The following is an 18,353-nucleotide window of genomic DNA, read 5'->3' on the forward strand; positions in this document are numbered from 1 at the left end:
TGAAAGGTAGAAAAAGCCATGGAATTCCACCACCACGGCTACGTCTCCGAAGACCCCCGCACCCTCCCCGTCGCTGGCACCGGCATCGACCGCCCAGAACGACTCCCCGACGAAGTCGACGTCCTCATCGTCGGCTCCGGGCCCGCCGGCATGATCGCCGCCGCCCAGCTGTCGATGTACCCCAACGTGACCACCCGCATCATCGAACGCCGCCCCCACCGCCTCATCCTCGGCCAAGCCGACGGCATCCAAGCCCGCAGCGTCGAAACCTTCCAAGCCTTCGGCTTCGCCGACGAAATCACCGGCGAGGCCTACCAGATCACCGAAATGGCCTTCTGGAAGCCCGCCGCCGACGGCAGCGACGCCATCGAACGCACCACCCGCACCATCGACGATCCCGAAGGAATCTCCGAATTCCCGCATCTGATCGTCAACCAAGCGCGCGTGCTCGACTACTACGCCAACTACATGGCGAAAAGCCCCACCCGCATGAAACCGGACTACGGCTACGAATTCCTCGACCTCGACATCAAAGACACCGGCGCCGACGCAGACCCCGACTACCCCGTCCACGTCACCGTCCGCTGCGTCTGCGACGACAACTGCGGCGACACCAACGGCACCGAGCGCATCATCCGCGCCAAATACGTCATCGGCTGCGACGGCGCGCGCTCCCAAGTGCGCAAATCCATCGGCCGCACCCTCAAAGGCGACGCCTCCAACCACGCCTGGGGCGTGATGGACGTCGTCGCCACCACCGATTTTCCGGACATCCGCCTCAAATGCGCCATCCAATCCCGCAGCGGCGGCAATATCCTGCTCATCCCCCGCGAAGGCGGCCACCTGTTCCGCATGTACGTCGACCTCGGCATCGTCGAAGAACACAACAAGGGCACCATCCGCGACACCAGCATCGAAGAAATCATCGCCAAAGCCCAGGCCATCATGAAGCCCTACACCCTCGACGTTAAAAACGTCGCCTGGCACAGCGTCTACGAAGTCGGCCACCGCCTGACCGACAAATTCGACAACTGCCACACCGACACCGACGTCCCGCGCGTATTCATCACTGGCGACGCCTGCCACACCCACTCCGCCAAAGCCGGCCAAGGCATGAACGTGTCCATGCAAGACGGCTGGAACATCGGCTGGAAACTCGGCCAAGCACTATCCGGCTACGGCGGCGACGAACTGCTACGCACCTACTGCGACGAACGTCAAGTAGTCGCCCAAGACCTGATCAACTTCGACAAAGAATGGTCCACCCTCATGGCCACCCCGCCGGAGGAATTCGAAGACCCCAGCTTCCTGGAAGACTTCTACGTCAAAACCGCAGAATTCCCCGCCGGCTTCATGACCTGCTACCAGCCCTCGCTGATCACCGCCGACGACCGCAACCAGCACCTAGCCGCCGGCTACCCCATCGGCAAACGCTTCCGCAGCTACCCCGTCACCCGCACCTGCGACGCCACCGTCCACGAACTCGGCCACCTCCACCAAGCCGATGGCCGCTGGCGCATCTACGTCTTCGCCGACGGTGCAACCCCCGCCGACTCCACCAAAACCGCCGACTGGGCGCAATGGTGGATGAGCGACGCAAACAGCCCGCAGGTGCGCTACACCCCGGCAGACGGCGACACCAACGCCCTGTTCGACACCAAGGTCATCTACCAGGGTGATCACACCCAAGTCGAACACCCCGACGTGCCCAACGCCTTCAAACCAGTCGTCGGCCCCTTCGGCCTGACCGACTACAACCAGTCCTTCGTTGCCCGCAGCACCCACCGCCAACTCGGCGAACGCGACTTCTTCGACGCCCGCAACATCGACCGCCAAGGCGCCATCGTCGTTGTCCGCCCCGACCAATACGTCGCCGGAGTGTTCAGCCTCGACGACACCCAGGGGATCGCCGAATTCCTCAACCCCATCTTCGCCAGCAACTAACCCCAAGGAGGACAACCCGCCCACCCCTTTTCGGTGGGACACCACACACCAGCCCCACCACCCACCTGTATAGACGCAAATAACACAGGTGGGTGGTGTGGGCCTACACCCCTATCCAGGAGGAAAACCATGACCCCACAACCGGCTGGCGCGCCCGCGCTCGAACAACCCCTGAACCTCGCAGACTACCGCGCCGCGGTTCACAGCGGATTTCTCCACCTGGATATCGAAGCCCACAACGACGACACCTTCACCGGCCACATCACCAGCCAACGCGTCGGCAAACTCAGCTTCACCCGCATTAAAGCCACCGCCCACCAGGTGCGCAGGCACGCCAAACACATCCACCCCAGCGACCCGCACTGCCTCAAACTCAGCGTGCAACTCACCGGCACCTCCACCATCACCCAACGCGGGGTAACCAGTTCGGTAGAAAAAGGCGACGTCGTCCTCTACGACACCACCAGCCCCTACGAGGTCACCTTCGATTCCCCCGGCGACATCCTGGTCGTGCAAATGGAACGCGAACACCTCACCCTGGCCGACAGCTCACTGGAGTCCCTCCTGGGACAACGGCTGGTCGGCACATCCCAACAACTCGCCCCCATGGTCGGCATGCTCGGCGGGCTGGCCTCCAACCTTGCGGTACTTAGCTCCGGGTTCGGGCAACAATACGCCACCGGCAGCCTCGCCCTAATCAACCCGGCGCTTGCGGCAAGCGCCCAACAACTAGGTGCAGCCATCGATGAGCGCTCCCAAATGCTCGCCACCATCGAGGCCTACATCGACCAGCACCTCCCCGATGAGGAACTCGATCCCGCCGCCATCGCCGCCGCCCACTTCATCAGCGTGCGCCACCTGCACGCACTGTTTCGCTCCCGCGGCACCACCGTGTGCCAGTTGTTGAAGAAAAAACGCCTCCACAAGGCGCTCTACATGCTGGGCGATCCCTCCCTCAGCCACCTGCCGGTGTCCCTGATCGCCGCCAAAGTCGGGATGCCCGACCCGGCCCAATTCTCCCGCGCCTTCAAAACCCGCTACGGCATGACCCCGCGGGCCGCCCGCGCCCGGGCGCGCGCCGAGGGGGCGCCGGCGGAAAGTGCGCAACACGCTGCGTAAAGCGCCCCCGACCCTGGGGTGGGGATGGTGCGCTGAAAGTGTATTTCGCTGCGCCGAAACGCAAGTGGTTTGCTTTCCCAACACCTAGCCTGTGTGTATCTCACGTCACACAAATGTGGCGTTCGTCCCGCCCGCCCACCGGGCACCCGCACCAGGAGGAGCACAAGCGATGAGCACCATCCCCACCCGCATGATGATCGACGGCAACCCCGTCGAAGGCACCGGCACCGCCATCCCCACCTACAACCCGGCCACCGGCGAACAAATCGCCGCCATCCACTCCGCCACCGCAGCCGACGTCGACCGCGCCGTCGCCGCTGCGCGCAAAGCCCTAAACAACCCCGAATGGGCCGGAATGCTTCCCGTGCAACGCGCCGCCGTTCTCTTCGCCATCGCCGACCTGATCGAGGCACACGCCGATGAGCTCGCCCAGCTGGAAACCCTCGACCAAGGCCAGCCCCTCGGCGTATCCCAAACCGTCAGCGTCGCCGGTGCCGCCAACCACTTCCGCTACTACGCCGGCTGGGTCACCAAGATGGAAGGCACCGTCAACCCCATCTCCTTCCCCGACACCCTCAACTACACCCGCCGCGAACCCGTCGGCGTCAACGCCCTGATCACCCCGTGGAACTTCCCGCTGATGATCCTCGCCTGGAAGCTCGCCCCGGCCCTGGCCACCGGCAATACCTGTGTGATCAAACCCAGCGAAGTCACCCCGCTGACCAGCCTGCGTCTGGTGGAATTGTGCAGCCAAGCCGGTGTGCCGGACGGCGTGGTCAACATTGTCACCGGTGCCGGCGACGTCGGGGCAATGCTCAGCAGCCACATGGACGTCGACCACCTGTCCTACACCGGCTCCACCGCGGTCGGAAAGATGATCACCAAGGCCTCTGCGGAATCCAACCTCAAGCGCCTCACCCTGGAACTCGGCGGCAAGGCGCCATCGATCATCACCCGCCACGCCGACATCGACAAGGCCGTCGAAGGCAACCTGGGCGGTGCGCTGTTGAACTCCGGGCAGGTCTGCGCCGCCTACACCCGCTTCTTCGTCGACAAGGCCATCGAGGACGAATTCGTCACCAAAATGTCCCAAGCCATGAGCTCGATGACCATTGGTGCGGGCCAGGACCCCAACACCCAGGTCACCCCGCTGGTCAGCGAAAAGCACGTCGGCCACGTCATGAACCTCATCGACTCCGGCAAACGCGAAGGGGCAACCCTGGTCACCGGCGGTGAGCGCGTCGACCGCGATGGCTTCTTCGTCGCCCCCACCCTGTTCACCGGCGTGACCGACGAGATGTCGCTCGCCCGGGAGGAAATCTTCGGCCCGGTGCTGTCTGTGATGTCCTACGACGGCGAAGACGACCTCATGCACACCCTCGCTCGCGCCAACAACACCGAATACGGCCTGGCCGCCAGCGTGTGGACCAAAGACATCGGCGAATCCCAGCGCATCGCCAACGGCCTGCGCAGCGGCGCGGTGTTCATCAACATGCTGCCCATCCCGGACATGGCCGCACCCTGGGGTGGCTACAAGGCCTCCGGGTGGGGCCGCGAGATGGGCAAGTGGGCGCTGGACTGCTACACCGAGGAAAAGACCGTGTGGCTGCACTACGGCTCCTAGGCCCGCCACCCCACGACACCAGCCCTAGCCCACCACCAGCGCGCTGCCACGCCGCGAAAAACCCGCGTGGCAGCGCGCCCGCCCAACCGGTGGCGAGAATTATGGCTAAGCAGCTGCAACAACCGGATCATGCCCATCTTCGGGTATCTTTTCACTGGTGACAGTAGTTCGACAGCTCACGCACCACCCCGCGTAGCGCCGTTTTTTTAAGCACTCGCCACCCCAGCCAGTGCCCAAGCCACCACACCATAAACCCCCAACACGAGGAGCACTCACCACAGTGTCCAGCACCTATACCGTCGCAGACTATCTTTTTGACCGGATTGCGGAAACCGGAATCGACGAGATTTTTGGCGTTCCAGGCGATTTCAACCTGTCCTTTTTGGACAACATCCTGAACCACGAGAAGCTCCGCTGGGTCGGTAACAACAACGAACTCAACGCTGGCTACTGCGCCGACGGCTATGCCCGCCTGCGCGGCTTCGCCGCCATGGTCACCACCTTCGGCGTCGGTGAGCTGTCCGCCATCAATGCCACCGGCGGTTCCTATGCGGAAAACGTTCCGGTGCTGCACATCGTGGGCGCCCCGGTGCGTTTCAGCCAGGAGAACCACCTCAAGGTGCACCACACCCTGGCCGACGGCGACTACCGCCACTTCTACGAGATGGCTAAGCACGTGACCTGCGCCCAGGCCTGGATTACTCCGGATAATGCAGCCACCGAAATTGATCGCGTGATCCGCACCATGCTGATCGAGTCCCGCCCCGGGTACCTCGTCTTGTCCCCGGACGTGGCGGCCGCCGAAATTGCCCGCCCCATGGGACACATCCGCGATGATATTGGGGAACTCACCGCCCAGAATTCGCTCAAAGCCTTCGAAAAGGCAGCTACCGAATTTTTGGCCGGCAAGAAGACCACCATCGTCGCCGACCGACTCATCGAGCGCTACCACGCGCAGGAAGCCACCGATAAGCTCATCGCCTCCTGCGACCTGCCCTACGCCACCCTGCCGTGGTCTATCGGTGTCGTCGATAATGACAGCCCGCGGTTTGTGGGCGCCTACTGGGCGGCTGTGTCCCCGGAACGCACCCGCCGCGCCGTGGAGGAAGCCGAGCGCCTGATCACCATCGGTGCCCTGTTCACGGACACCGCCACCGCCGGTTTCAGCGCGGAGATCAACGAGGCCGACATTGTCTCCATCGACCCGCTGTCCGCGCGGGTCGGCCACGTCGAATACGGCCCAATTGCGATGGCGGACGCCATCGAGGCAGTAACCCGCGCGATCGCGGCTGCTCAGCCGGTGCCGCAGCCCCTGGCCGACATCGCCACCCCGGCCCGCCCGGAGCCGGATCAGGACGCCCAGCTTCGTCAAGACGATCTGTGGGACCTGATCACTACCTGGTTGCCGAGCGAATCGATTCTCGTCGCCGACCTGGGTACCTCCATGTTCGGCCTGGCCGGTAAGCCTTTGCCGAAGGGCGCAGGATCCATGGGCCAGCCGGTGTGGGCATCCATCGGTTTCGCACTGCCCGCATCCTTGGGCGCCAGCCTCGCCGAACCCGACCGCCGCACCGTGCTGGTCAGCGGTGATGGGGCGGCCCAGCTCACCGTGCAGGAAATCTCCACCATGCTGCGCGAGAAAACCAACCCCTTGATGCTGATCATCAACAACGCTGGTTACACCGTGGAACGTGCCATCCACGGCCCGGATGCCCTCTACAACGACATTCCTCAGTACAACTGGCCGCAGGTGCCGATCGCCATGGGCGGCGACGAGAGCAACACCTTGGTGCTGCGGGCCAGTACCCCGGCAGAGCTCAAAAAAGCTTTGGCTAAGGGTTGGGACACCACCGACAAGCTCGTCATGATCGAGGTCATGATGGACCGCGATGATGTGCCCACCTCGCTTGCGAACTTCACCGCCACCGTTGCTCAGGGAGCGAAGAAAAACTCCTAGTTTTTCCAAGCACTAGTCGACCCGCCAGTTGCTGCCGTACCGCAGCAGCTGGCGGGTTTGTTGTATATACAGTGCGACAGCCGGCGGGGTATGCCATTTGGGCTTCATCTAGTAGCGCACCTGGTGTAGAAAACCGGTGCATGGAGGTGTTTTTCTAGGGCTATTGTGGAGGGAGGATTCTAGAGAGTCTTTCTTCTGGGAGGAAGCGCTTTTCATGGCTCAGTTGCTCATCGATGTTCAGCCAGCGCCGCGTCAACCATTGACCGTGAAGATTACGGAAGAAGATCGCCGTAGTAGCGGAACTTTGGTCATCTCGTTTCGCGCCACCGCAGACGCTGAGGTGCTGCGCTTGGTGGGGCCACAAGGCGAGTTGGTGCTTACTATTGCCTCCGGCCGGCTGGACGGGGTGGTGCGCGCCCGACAGCACACACGACGGTTGGATGCCGAAGATGCGATCGGTCTGGATGATGGGGCGCTGCACACGGTGGCTGTCACATCGACTGTTGACGGCATGCACGTCTTTATTGAGGGCTATGAGATTTTTTCGACCTCCCTGTCGGTGTGGACGCAGCAGCTTTTAGCCGAGTCGCTCACCATTGATCCGCAAGGGATCCTTGACTGCGGTGTGCTGCGCGTTTTTGCTGAGCCGCTGAGTTGGCAGGGGCATGTCGCGCAGGCCGCAAAACCCCAGCCGGCAGTGACCTTTGCCGCGGCGACACTCAGCGACAGGGACGTGCGGCGCCTTGACGGGACTGCTGAAGGTTCGGTGTGGGCGCGGGTGCGGGCGCGTGGGCGCGGTCAGGCAGGTACGGTTTTTGCGGCTCGCGGAAGCCTGGGGTGGTGGGCTGTGAATTTAACGGACCGGGGCTTTGTGGTGGGTAGCTTTGATGGTCATACACATAGCGAAGTCGTTGCCGGTGGGAGCTTCGATGATGGTGGGTGGCACGATCTTGTGGTCACCAGTGGCCGTGGTGCATTGACGGTGTATGTCGACGGCTATCAGCGGGCGCTGAGCCCGGGAGAGTTTTTCTTCGCGGACCTCGGCAGCCTCAACCAGGTGTGTGTCGGCCAGGATCTTGAGGGGGCGCGCCTTTTCGGGGAGGCGACCGCCGCTGCGATTTTTGATCGCTGCCTGAGCCCGCATGAGGTGTTGCGTTTGGTTTCTGCTGCTCCATTGCGAACGCAGGCCTTGTTCGACACTGGTCTTTTGGGGGCGGCCTCGTATCGGATTCCCACACTTTTGACCTGTGAATCCGGGGTGGTTCTTGCGGGGGCTGATCAGCGCGTCAGCATCAACAATGACGCGCCGAATGACATCAATTTTGTTCTTCGCCGCAGCCTGGATGGCGGTTGCAGTTGGCAAGAACCACACATCGTCGGCCAGTTGCCGGGTGGTGGTGCCCGGGGCAGTAGCGTGACTGACCCGGTACTGGTGCAGGACCGTTCGACTGGGCGAGTTTTGCTCATTACGGATCATTTTCCCGGCGGCATAGGCCAGCCCAATTGTGAAGCCGGAACGGGCCACACCGCCGACGGGCAGTTGCTGTTATACGACGCTTCAGGTGAACAGTTCCTCTGTTCAGATTCCGGAGACGTGTGCGACTTGGAGGGCAACCCGAGTGATTACAGGGTCAATAGCGCTGGCGATGTGACGCTGGCGGGTGAAAAGGTCGGAAACATTTATCTAGCGGATGGGGGCGAGCATCCGCAGGCGTTGCGGGTGGCGCGTACCAGTTTTCTTGCGGTGCGCTACAGCGACGACGATGGTGCGACGTGGTCTGCGCCGCGGGATATTACGGCGCAGGTGAAAAAGCCGTGGATGGTGTTTCTCGGCACGGGCCCCGGCAATGGTGTGCAGTTGCGTTCGGGCAGGATCGTTGTGCCGGTGTATTACGGCGCGCGGGAAGGCCAGAATCACTACACCTGTGCGCTGATGATGAGCGACGATGGGGGAGACACGTGGCGTTTGGGTCAGGGCGTGAGCGATCCGGTGACACCGGCAGACAGTTTGTACGAGTCCACTGTGGTGGAAACCTGTGATGAACAGGGACAGACGATGGTGCATCTGTTTGCCCGCAACCAGCACCCCAGTGGCAAGGTTGCGCATGCGATGAGCCAAGACGGCGGGGACAGTTTTGGGCCGGTGGACTACGTGGACGAGCTGGAGGAGATTTTTTCTCAGCCCAATGCCATTTCGATCACGCTGCCTGGCAGCGGCAAGGAGGCTGTTGTTTTTGCTAATGCCTCCCGCATGTTGCCTTTTAGGGGGTGTGGGGCGGTGCGTGTCAGTGTTGATGGTTGTCGCACGTGGCCGCATAGCCGGGTTTTTCAGCCCCGCCATTACGTGTATCAGTGCATGAGTCAATTGCCGGATGGTCGCATCGGGTTGTTGTGGGAGCGGGAGTTTCAGGGGGTGTTTTTCACCATCCTGGATCCTGATTGGTTGATCGCTGCTTGAAGCGTTGAGTGTTGTGCGCCTTCGGGGGTGGGGGATGCGTGATTGCCTGCGGTGTTGTATGCGTGGGCGTTATTGTGGGGACACATACTCAATAACCTCATGAGCCTAAAGACGCAGCGACGTCTGGCTGCTGGAGGGTGATTGGCTCTGGCGGATTGCCGGCGCTGCGTGTCGGCTTTGGATGGAAGGGATAACTGTCATGAACGACATGTTGAACGGCCGGGTCGCTTTGGTGACCGGTGGTACTCAGGGCATCGGCATGGGCATTGCGCGGGTGTTGTCGGAAAAGGGCGCGCGGGTGGTGGTCACTGGGGTGACTGAACAAGAGTGTGCGGATGCCGCGAAGGATGGGTGGACCGCGATCCAGTTGGACTGCACTGATCAGCGGGCGTGCCGGGAGGCGGTAGCGAAGGTGGTCGATGAGTTCGGCAGCCTGGATATTTTGGCGGCTAATGCGGGGATTTATCCGCAGGCCCGTCTGGCGGATATGACGGAAGCTGATCTGGATAAGATTTTGTCCGTCAACGTCAAGGGCACGGTGTTTATGGTGCAGGCGGCGGCGGGTGAGCTGGCGAAGACCGGTCGGGGTCGGGTGGTGGTGACTTCCTCAATCACGGGCAATTTCACCGGTTATCCGGGCTGGTCGCATTATGGTGCGACGAAGGCTGCCCAGATGGGCTTTATTCGTAGTGCGGCGATGGAGTTGGCGAAGTCCGGCACCACTATTAATGCGGTGTTGCCGGGGAATGTGTTGACTCCCGGTTTGGAGGCTATGGGGCAGACCTATTTGGATCGTATGGCCCGCAGTGTGCCGTTGGGTTTCTTGGGTGATCCGACGGATATTGGTGAGGCGGTGGCTTTTTTGGCTTCTGATGGTGCCCGCTACATCACGGGTCAGGGCATTGTGGTCGATGGTGGACAGCTTTTGCCTGAGTCCCCGGAGGCGTTGGAGGACATGTGATCCGTAGCCGGTAACGGCTTGGAAAGCTCTAAGGCCCACCGCTTTGGGGCGGTGGGCCTTAGAGCTTTGTTGTATCTGTCCCCGTGTATCCGACCCCGGTGGGGGACGACATCTTTGTCCTGTCCCGCGCTGAGCCTGCCTGCGGGGATAAAGGGGGGGGCAGCTCAACAGTGAGATGAGCTGAGCCCCCCTTTTTTGTGTGTGGGTTTTTGACTACAGGCGGGCAATGGTGATGGGGAAGATCTCTACCCCTTCACCGGTGATGGTCACGGTGGTGTGGACCGGTTCGCTGACTTTGAGGCCGTCCAGGATTTGTGGCACGCAGGAAATCGTCACTTCATAGGTGCCCGGCTCGGCCAGCAGCATTCTCAGGTATCCGCTGGCGTTCGATGGGGGCATCATGATTTCCTTGGATGTCCACCCGTATGCGGTGCAGCCTTTGCGCCCAATTCCCATCCGGTCGGTGATGTGCAGGTACGCGCCGGGTTCGCTGGGGGTGTGGGTTTCGCTGGAGCCTCCACCGAAGATAATGGAGGTCAGCATGCTGAAAACGGTGATGATGGTGGCCAGGGGAATGCCGAAGATGATGTTGAGGAGATTCTTCATCGGTAGTGTCCTTGGGATGTGGGGTGGGTGTGTACTTAGATTCTTTTTTTTGCGGCGTTGTAGTCAAGAGGGGGTGCTGTGCGGCTACCCCTGGTAGTTGGACTCCTTGGGGGCGTGGTGGGAGGAGAGTAGGGGGTTGGTGTGGGGTGGTTGGGGGGTGGGGGCGTGGTTTAGAGCGGGAGGGTGTCGGTGGAATGGATATAGGCGGGGAGCATGATGCGCAGATCCCATTGGTCCAGTGGCAGGCAGTGGGGGTCGTGGGTGGTGGTGTCCTTAGCGCCCGGGGAGTGGATGGGGCGGGTGGCGATGCGGTAGCCGGCGCGGCTGTGTGCGTTGAATCGCAGCAGTTCTGAGGCGACACCCCCACCCGTGAGGGGGCGGTAGAGCAGGGTGTAGAACTTGCCGCGGTGGGCGCCGAGTTCGTGGAGTTCGCCGGTGCTGAACATTTTGGTGATGGTGGGGTGTGCGTAGCGCTTGGGGTTTCCGGTGTGGCTGCTGCCGGAGGCGAAAAAGAGGGTGTTGTGGGTGAAGGTGTGGGTCATGTAGGCGCGCCCGCGGTGGTTGCGGACGGTCCATCCGGGCAGGGTGCTGATGTGGCGGCGTAGTTCTTTGACGATTTCGCCGGAGAGGTGGACGCGGGCGTAGCTGGGGGAGCAGAACTTGTTGGCGGGGTCGTTGCAGGTGGTGATTGCTTGGTGGAAGGCGTGGTGCAGGGTGCCGACGGTCAGGCTCAGGGGGATGAGGGCGTCGTGGGCGCGGGTGTCGTTGATGGTGAGGGGTGCGGTGGGGTGCATGGGGGCTCCTGGGGAAGTGGGGTGTGGTTCCGCACGCGAGGCGCGTAATGTCATAACAAATAAATCATGTGCTGGGCTTGCGCAACCCCATGGCAGAAGAAAAGCTCAAATTGCCAGTTGGTGTGGGTAAAATTGTGAGATCTGGGTTGCTCGCACGTGCCGGGTTGTCCCACAGGTAGATATGCAAGAAAACCCCCGAATTGTCCGCCCAATTAACGTTATGTCAATTGCGGGGTGAAGAAAATCGCCCCCACCCCACAAGCAGGGGAGGAGGCGAAAACCCAAAAAGCCAGTCAGCCGAACCCAGTCAGCGGCCACACCGGCCCCGGCAGGCGCGGACGGGCTACTTGCCGTAGCGCTCAATCAGCTGGGCCTGCACGTCGCGACGACGAATCTTGCCCATCTGATCACGCGGCATCTCATCAAAGTGGTAGAAGGTACGCGGCACCTTATAGCGGGTGAGCTGCTCACGGCAGTACTCCTTCAACCGCTCCGGATCCATGGCAGCACCCTCCACCAAGGAAATTGCCGCCACCACGTTCTCCGAACCATCCGGACGCGGCATACCCACCACAGTGGCGTCCTCCACATCCGGGTGCTCCTTCAACACGTCCTCCACCTCGGCGGGGTACACGTTGAAGCCACCGGTGATGATGACCTCCTTAATACGGGCCACCAGGCGGATGAAACCATCTTCCTCCATCACACCCACATCGCCGGTGCGGTACCAGCCATCGTGGAAAGACTTCTCCGTGGCCTCCGGCTGATTCAAATAACCCTGGAACACCTGCGGGCCCTTGACCAGCACCTCGCCCTCAACCCCATCGGGCTGAGTCTCATCCAAGTTGTCCGGATTCGCGATACGGACCAACGTGTCCGGGAACGGCACCCCCACATAGCCCGGGCGACGATCATCATTCATCGGATTACCCACAATGATCGGCGAGGTCTCCGTCAGACCATAGCCCTCCACCAGGCGGCCGCCAGTAAACTCCTCCCAGCGCTTCACCGTCGCCACCGGCAGGGAAGAAGCACCCGAGAAACTGTTACGCACCCCGGAAATATCCACATTCGCGGCTTCCGCGGTCTCCACGATCTTCTCGTACAGCGTCGGCACGCCCGGCAACCAGGTCGGGGTGTTCTTCCGCATGATCTTCATGATCAGCTTCAAATCCGGGGCCGGCAGCATGATGATCTCGCCACCAATAAACACGCCCAACGTCGCCGTCATCGTCAAACCATAAGCGTGGAACATCGGCAGCGCCGCCAAAAGCTTCTCCGGGCCCTCGCCCAAACCGGGCACCCACGCCTTGCCCTGCAAAATATTGGCAAACAAATTGCCATGACTCAGCTGCGCACCCTTAGGCACCCCAGTCGTGCCCGAGGTGTACAAAATCAACGCAATCGTGTCCTTGGTGACATGATCCGGGGTCTCAACATCGGAACCATCCCCACCGATAGCGTTACTCAACAACACCTCAAACGGCACCGTATTCGGCGCCGGCGCCGTCAACTTCGCCCGCGTCTTGCGCACCATCGGCACCGGCAACTTCAGCAACGTCCGCTGCACAGCGGGCATCGCCTCCGTCATATTCACACTGACAATCGTCTCCAGGGACGTCTTGCCGCGCAGCTTCTCCAGCGTCGGCGCAGCCTTATCCCACGCGATCGCCACCCGGGCGCCATGATCCTGAAACGGCGGAGTCAACTCGTGCGCGGTATACAGCGGATTGTGCTCCACCACCGTCGCACCCAACTTCAAAATCGCATAAAACGCCACCAAATGCTGCGGACAGTTCGGCAGCAACAACGCCACCCGATCCCCCGGGCGCACCCCGAAAGCGCGCAAACCAGCAGCCGCCCGCCGCACCTGACGATCCAGCTCCTTGTAATCAAAAGTGCGCCCAAAAAACGTCACGGCCGGACGATCAGCATTAATCGCCAAATTGTTGTCGTACACATCCAACAAGGTGGTATCCCCATACGACAACGTATGCGGCGTCCACTCGGCGTACTTCTTCAACCAAGCGCGGGATTCAAAAGCAGACATAAGGTCCTCGGACAATCATCAGCAGGGGCAATATCACAGGAAACTGCAAAGTCTCACGCCATCCGGCGCCAGCAAACTACGCGAGCGTAGGTCGACACCCAAGCATAGCAACAACCCCCACCCCCACCCCGGGGCGCACAAACCCCACCACACAGCCCCCACCACGCAGCCGGGCGAAACCACTAGCATGAGCACTATGCGCGTCGCGATGATCTCCATGCACACATCCCCCATCCAACAACCCGGATCCGGGGACGCCGGCGGAATGAACGTCTACATCAACCAGGTCGCCCACAAACTCGCCGACCTCGGCATCACCGTCGACGTCTTCACCCGCGCCACCCGCCCCTCCCAAGGCGAAATCGTGCAGGTCACCGACAACTACCGCGTCATCAACATCATCGCCGGGCCCTACGAAGGGCTAGCCAAAGAAGAACTACCCACCCAACTGGCCACCTTCGCCGGCGGCATCATCCACTTCCAAGCCTGCGAAAACCAACCCTACGACGTCATCCACTCCCACTACTGGCTATCCGGCCAGGTCGGCTGGCTGCTGCGCGACCTGTGGAAAATCCCCCTCGTCCACACCGCCCACACCCTCGCCGCCGTGAAAAATCTCCACGCCGGCGACGAAAGCGAAGCCCGCCGCATCTGCGAACAGCAAATCGTCGACAACGCCGACGTCCTCGTCGTCAACACCGAAGAAGAAAAAACCAACCTCTTTCGCCACTACGACGCCGACGGATCCAAAATCGTCGTCGTCGCCCCCGGCGCCGACGTCGACATGTTCACCCCAGGAAACGACCGCGCCACCGAGCGCGCCCGCCGCGAACTGGGAGTTCCCATGCACGCCAAAGTCGTCGCCTTCGTCGGCCGCCTGCAGCACTTCAAAGGCCCCCAAGTGCTCATTCACGCCGCCCAAAAAATGCTCACCGACAACCCCGACCGCAACCTAAGAATCCTCATCTGCGGCGGCGCCTCCGGCGCCAACACCGCCCCCGAGCAATACCAAGACATGGCCAAAAAACTCGGCGTCGACCGCTGCATCCGCTTCCTGCGCCCCCGCCCCCCAGAAGAACTCGTCACCATCTACCGCGCCGCCGACATCGTCGCCGTCCCCAGCTTCAACGAATCCTTCGGGCTCGTCGCCATGGAAGCCCAAGCCGCCGGCACCCCCGTGGCCGCCGCCCGCGTCGGCGGCCTACCCATCGCCGTCGCCGAAGGACAAACCGGCATCCTCGTCGACGGCCACAACCCCGACGACTGGGCCGACGCACTCGGCGAATTACTCGACGACGACGAACACCGCATCGCCATGGGAGAAGCCGCCGTCCGCCACGCCGCCGGTTTCTCCTGGCGAGCCACCGCCGACGGACTCGTCGACGTCTACAAACACGTCGAAGGCAAAGGCTTCGAGCCCTGCCGCCCCCGCCAAGCCATCGGCGGATAACGTGGAAACCCCCGCAGTCAAAAGCTTTAAAAAACGGCGCCGCACCCAACTTCTCACCATCCTTGCCACCATCCTCGCCGCCACCATCATCCTGATCGGCGCAGGCATCATCATGGGACACGCAAGTGACGCACCAACCCCAGCGGACACCACACCCACCCACGCGCTAACCCACCACCCACACCCCACGGGCTAAAGCCGATGTTTCTCACGCTGTGCCTCCTGGCCATCCTCGTGTTCGGCATCTACCCGCCGGCATACCGCCTCGGCAAAACCACACTCGCCGCACTATTTTTCGCGCTCCACTTCGCAGCCCTTGCCGGATCCGTCATCGCATCCGGGCGCGGACACCCCGAACTATCCGCACAAATCCTCATCTACACCATCGCACTGTCCCTCCTAGCAGCCCTGGTATTGCGGATCATCCAACGCCGCCGCGGCGGCCCCGAAAGCCCCCGGAACAGGTACCGCCGCGCCCATGCCGCGGCAATCCGCCGCCACACCGCCACCCACCCGCGCCCAGCGGCCACCACAATCGACGCAGCCCAACCCGAGCTAGCCGACGAAGTCGACCGAATCGACTAGCCGCCCCCACCTTGAGGCACAGCCACCCAACCCCACCCGAGACAAATGTGTTGCTAGTCTCATCGACTGTTCACACCCGGCGCACGTCTCCCACACAATGGCACAATAAAAAGCATGACTACAGGAAAACTTATTCTTCTGCGCCACGGCCAGAGCAAGTGGAACGAATCCAACCAATTCACCGGCTGGGTTGACGTCGCCCTCACCGAAAAAGGCGAAGGCGAAGCCCGCCGCGGTGGAGAACTGCTCAAAGAGCAAAACATCCTCCCCGACGTCGTCTACACCTCCCTCCTGCGCCGCGCCATCTGCACCGCCCACCTCGCACTGGACGCCGCCGACCGCCTGTGGATCCCCGTCATCCGCGACTGGCGCCTCAACGAGCGCCACTACGGCGCACTGCAGGGCCTGAACAAGGCAGAAACCAAAGAAAAGTACGGCGAAGACCAGTTCATGGCATGGCGCCGCTCCTACGACACCCCGCCGCCGCCGCTGGCCGCCGACGCCGAATACTCCCAGGCACACGACGTCCGCTACTCCAACCTGGAGACCGTCCCGGACACCGAATGCCTCCTCGACGTCGTCAAGCGCTTCGTGCCCTACTTTGAGGAAGAAATCCTCCCGCGCGTCCTCAAGGGCGAAACCGTCCTCGTCGCCGCCCACGGCAACTCCCTGCGCGCCCTGGTCAAGCACCTCGATGGCATCTCCGACGAAGACATCGCCGGCCTGAACATCCCCACCGGCATCCCGCTCGTCTACGAACTCGACGACAAGGGCCAGGTCACCAACCCCGGTGGCACCTACCTCGACCCGGAGGCCGCCGCAGCCGGCGCCGCCGCCGTCGCAGCCCAGGGCGGAAAGTAACCCCCGCCACCACCGCGTGGCACCGCAACCCACCGCCTAGGTACCCAACGAGCGCCCGCCTGACATCCCAGGCCGAGGCGCTCGTTGCGTATCCCCACCCCACCACACCCACCCCCACGCCCAACACCACACCGGCAAAAAAGGGGGGAAGAAAACCCACTCACATGAGCAGTACCCACCACACCCCAAGCACCGAAGAACTCAACGCCGCAATCGTCGCGCACGCACCCTTCGGCGTCGTCGTCCTCGACGGTGATGGGCACCCCCTCCACGTCAACGAACAAGCCCACAAACTCGGGCTCGCCACCGACGGACACCTCGTGCCCCGCTACGCCGACGACCTTGCCGGCATCGCCAGCATGGCCCGCCACGAACAACGCACCCTCAACGGATCCGTCAAAGTCCGCCGCGGCGGACGCAAACTCGCCGTCGCCATCACCGCCACCTGCCTCAGAAACGACGACAACCAAGACACCTGGCCCGTAGTGCTCTACCTCTCCGACGCCAGCGAAACCAAACGCATGGAGTCCGCCCGCCGCGACTTCGTCGCCAACGTCTCCCACGAACTCAAAACCCCCGTCGGTGCGCTTGCCCTACTCTCCGAAGCGCTACTGGAAACCACCGACGACCCCAGCAGCGTCACCTACTTCGGCCAAAAGATCAACAAAGAAGCCCTCCGCATGGGCAACATGATCAACGAACTCATCAGCCTGTCCAAGCTGCAAGGCGCAGCATCACTACCGGACATGGCCGAAGTCAGCGTGCCCGAAATCATCGCCGCCGCCATCGCCCGCAACCAACTATCCGCCGACAACGCCAACATCATCCTCATCGGCTACGCCCGCCACGCAGGCGCCCCCTTCGTCCACGGCGACCGCCAACTACTCGTCACCGCCCTGGCCAACCTCATCTCCAACGGCATCAACTACTCACCAGCCACCTCGACGGTCACCACCAGCTACACCGAACACGACCACGACGACGCCCTCGGCGGAGAACCCAGCGTCCGCATCCACGTCACCGACCACGGCATCGGCATCGCCGGCAAACACCAAGCCCGCGTGTTCGAACGATTCTTCCGCGTCGACAAAGCCCGCAGCCGATCCACCGGCGGAACAGGCCTAGGACTAGCTATCGTCAAACATGTGGCCGCCAACCACGCCGGCCGCGTCACCGTCGAATCCGAACTCGGCAAAGGCTCCACCTTCACGTTGATCCTGCCGAAAAACAGCCCCGACGCCACACCACAAGGACCCGCGCAATGACCCGAATCCTCATCGTCGAAGACGAAGAATCGCTCGCCGAGCCCCTAGCCTTCCTCCTCGGACGAGAAGGCTTCGACACCGTGATCGCCGGCGACGGCCCCCAAGCACTCGTCGAATTCAGCCGCCACGACATCGACATCGTGCTGCTCGACCTCATGCTGCCCGGCATGTCCGGCATGGACGTCTGCACCCACCTGCGTCAAATCCGCAACGTCCCCATCATCATGGTCACCGCGCGAGATTCCGAACTCGACAAAATCCACGGCCTCGACGTCGGCGCCGACGACTACGTCACCAAGCCCTACTCCTCCGGGGAACTCATCGCCCGCATCCGAGCAGTACTGCGCCGCGCCGACACCGCCCCAGAAGAAGCCACCACCCTCGGCGGGCCCCGCATCATCATGGACACCAACGCCTACACCGTCACCGTCGACGGGCAACCCATCCAACTGGCGCGCAAGGAATACGAACTACTCGAAATGTTCCTCCGCCACACCGGGGCGGTGCTGTCCCGCCAAAAACTCATCAAAGAGATCTGGGGCGCAGACTACGTCGGCGACACCAAAACCCTCGACGTGCACATCAAACGCTTGCGCACCAAACTCGAAGAAGACCCCTCCGAACCCAAACACGTTCTCACAGTCCGCGGCGTCGGCTACCGCTTCGACGCCTAACCCTG

At 62.3% G+C, this 18,353-nt stretch carries 15 protein-coding genes; 12 read left to right on the forward strand and 3 right to left on the reverse strand.

Annotated elements, in window-relative coordinates; genetic code table 11:
* Positions 1-18 precede the first annotated feature (18 nt).
* The 6 genes from CAQU_RS01210 (at position 19) to fabG (ending at position 10,063) form a co-directional block, all read left to right on the forward strand.
* Complete coding sequence (locus tag CAQU_RS01210) at positions 19-1,944, forward strand: FAD-dependent monooxygenase (RefSeq protein ID WP_075724531.1); 1,926 nt, start codon at positions 19-21, stop codon at positions 1,942-1,944.
* A 129-nt stretch (positions 1,945-2,073) separates the two neighbouring features.
* Positions 2,074-3,063, forward strand: a complete 990-nt coding sequence (locus CAQU_RS01215) for an AraC-like ligand-binding domain-containing protein (RefSeq protein ID WP_075724533.1) — start codon at positions 2,074-2,076, stop codon at positions 3,061-3,063.
* Between the two features lie 169 nt (positions 3,064-3,232).
* On the forward strand, positions 3,233-4,687 hold the full coding sequence (locus CAQU_RS01220; protein ID WP_245797274.1) for an aldehyde dehydrogenase family protein: 1,455 nt from the start codon (positions 3,233-3,235) through the stop codon (positions 4,685-4,687).
* Between the two features lie 280 nt (positions 4,688-4,967).
* Positions 4,968-6,644 (forward strand): alpha-keto acid decarboxylase family protein, encoded by a 1,677-nt coding sequence (locus CAQU_RS01225; RefSeq protein WP_075724535.1) that lies wholly within the window; start codon positions 4,968-4,970, stop codon positions 6,642-6,644.
* Between the two features lie 214 nt (positions 6,645-6,858).
* Positions 6,859-9,102, forward strand: a complete 2,244-nt coding sequence (locus tag CAQU_RS01230; protein WP_211276126.1) for a sialidase family protein — start codon at positions 6,859-6,861, stop codon at positions 9,100-9,102.
* A gap of 199 nt (positions 9,103-9,301) precedes the next feature.
* Entirely contained in the window at positions 9,302-10,063 is a 762-nt protein-coding gene (gene fabG, locus CAQU_RS01235; protein ID WP_075724537.1) for a 3-oxoacyl-ACP reductase FabG, read from the forward strand.
* A gap of 213 nt (positions 10,064-10,276) precedes the next feature.
* On the opposite strand, the gene CAQU_RS01240 is transcribed toward fabG, so the two are convergent.
* The 3 genes from CAQU_RS01240 to CAQU_RS01250 form a co-directional block, all read right to left on the reverse strand.
* Positions 10,277-10,669: a hypothetical protein gene (locus CAQU_RS01240; RefSeq protein ID WP_075724539.1), complete on the reverse strand. Its 393-nt coding sequence runs from the start codon at positions 10,667-10,669 to the stop codon at positions 10,277-10,279.
* A 170-nt stretch (positions 10,670-10,839) separates the two neighbouring features.
* Positions 10,840-11,463 carry a hypothetical protein gene (locus tag CAQU_RS01245; protein WP_075724541.1) on the reverse strand — a complete coding sequence of 208 codons (624 nt, stop codon included), beginning with the start codon at positions 11,461-11,463 and terminating at the stop codon, positions 10,840-10,842.
* A gap of 343 nt (positions 11,464-11,806) precedes the next feature.
* Positions 11,807-13,513 carry a long-chain-fatty-acid--CoA ligase gene (locus tag CAQU_RS01250; RefSeq protein WP_075724542.1) on the reverse strand — a complete coding sequence of 569 codons (1,707 nt, stop codon included), beginning with the start codon at positions 13,511-13,513 and terminating at the stop codon, positions 11,807-11,809.
* 196 nt (positions 13,514-13,709) lie between these two features.
* Here CAQU_RS01250 and mshA point away from each other — a divergent pair, with 196 nt between their 5' ends.
* The 6 genes from mshA (at position 13,710) to CAQU_RS01280 (ending at position 18,348) form a co-directional block, all read left to right on the forward strand.
* Positions 13,710-14,963 (forward strand): D-inositol-3-phosphate glycosyltransferase, encoded by a 1,254-nt coding sequence (mshA, locus tag CAQU_RS01255; RefSeq protein ID WP_075724544.1) that lies wholly within the window; start codon positions 13,710-13,712, stop codon positions 14,961-14,963.
* A 1-nt stretch (position 14,964) separates the two neighbouring features.
* A complete protein-coding gene (locus CAQU_RS01260; RefSeq protein WP_075724546.1) occupies positions 14,965-15,159 on the forward strand; it encodes a hypothetical protein in 195 nt (64 codons plus the stop codon).
* A gap of 5 nt (positions 15,160-15,164) precedes the next feature.
* Positions 15,165-15,548: a hypothetical protein gene (locus CAQU_RS01265; protein WP_075724549.1), complete on the forward strand. Its 384-nt coding sequence runs from the start codon at positions 15,165-15,167 to the stop codon at positions 15,546-15,548.
* A gap of 114 nt (positions 15,549-15,662) precedes the next feature.
* Complete coding sequence (locus CAQU_RS01270) at positions 15,663-16,409, forward strand: phosphoglyceromutase (RefSeq protein ID WP_075724551.1); 747 nt, start codon at positions 15,663-15,665, stop codon at positions 16,407-16,409.
* Between the two features lie 164 nt (positions 16,410-16,573).
* Entirely contained in the window at positions 16,574-17,674 is a 1,101-nt protein-coding gene (locus tag CAQU_RS01275; RefSeq protein WP_075724553.1) for a PAS domain-containing sensor histidine kinase, read from the forward strand.
* Entirely contained in the window at positions 17,671-18,348 is a 678-nt protein-coding gene (locus CAQU_RS01280; RefSeq protein WP_075724555.1) for a response regulator transcription factor, read from the forward strand. Before CAQU_RS01275 ends, CAQU_RS01280 begins: the two co-directional genes overlap by 4 nt.
* Positions 18,349-18,353 lie beyond the last annotated feature (5 nt).

Source organism: Corynebacterium aquilae DSM 44791 (assembly GCF_001941445.1).
Lineage (GTDB): Bacteria > Actinomycetota > Actinomycetes > Mycobacteriales > Mycobacteriaceae > Corynebacterium > Corynebacterium aquilae.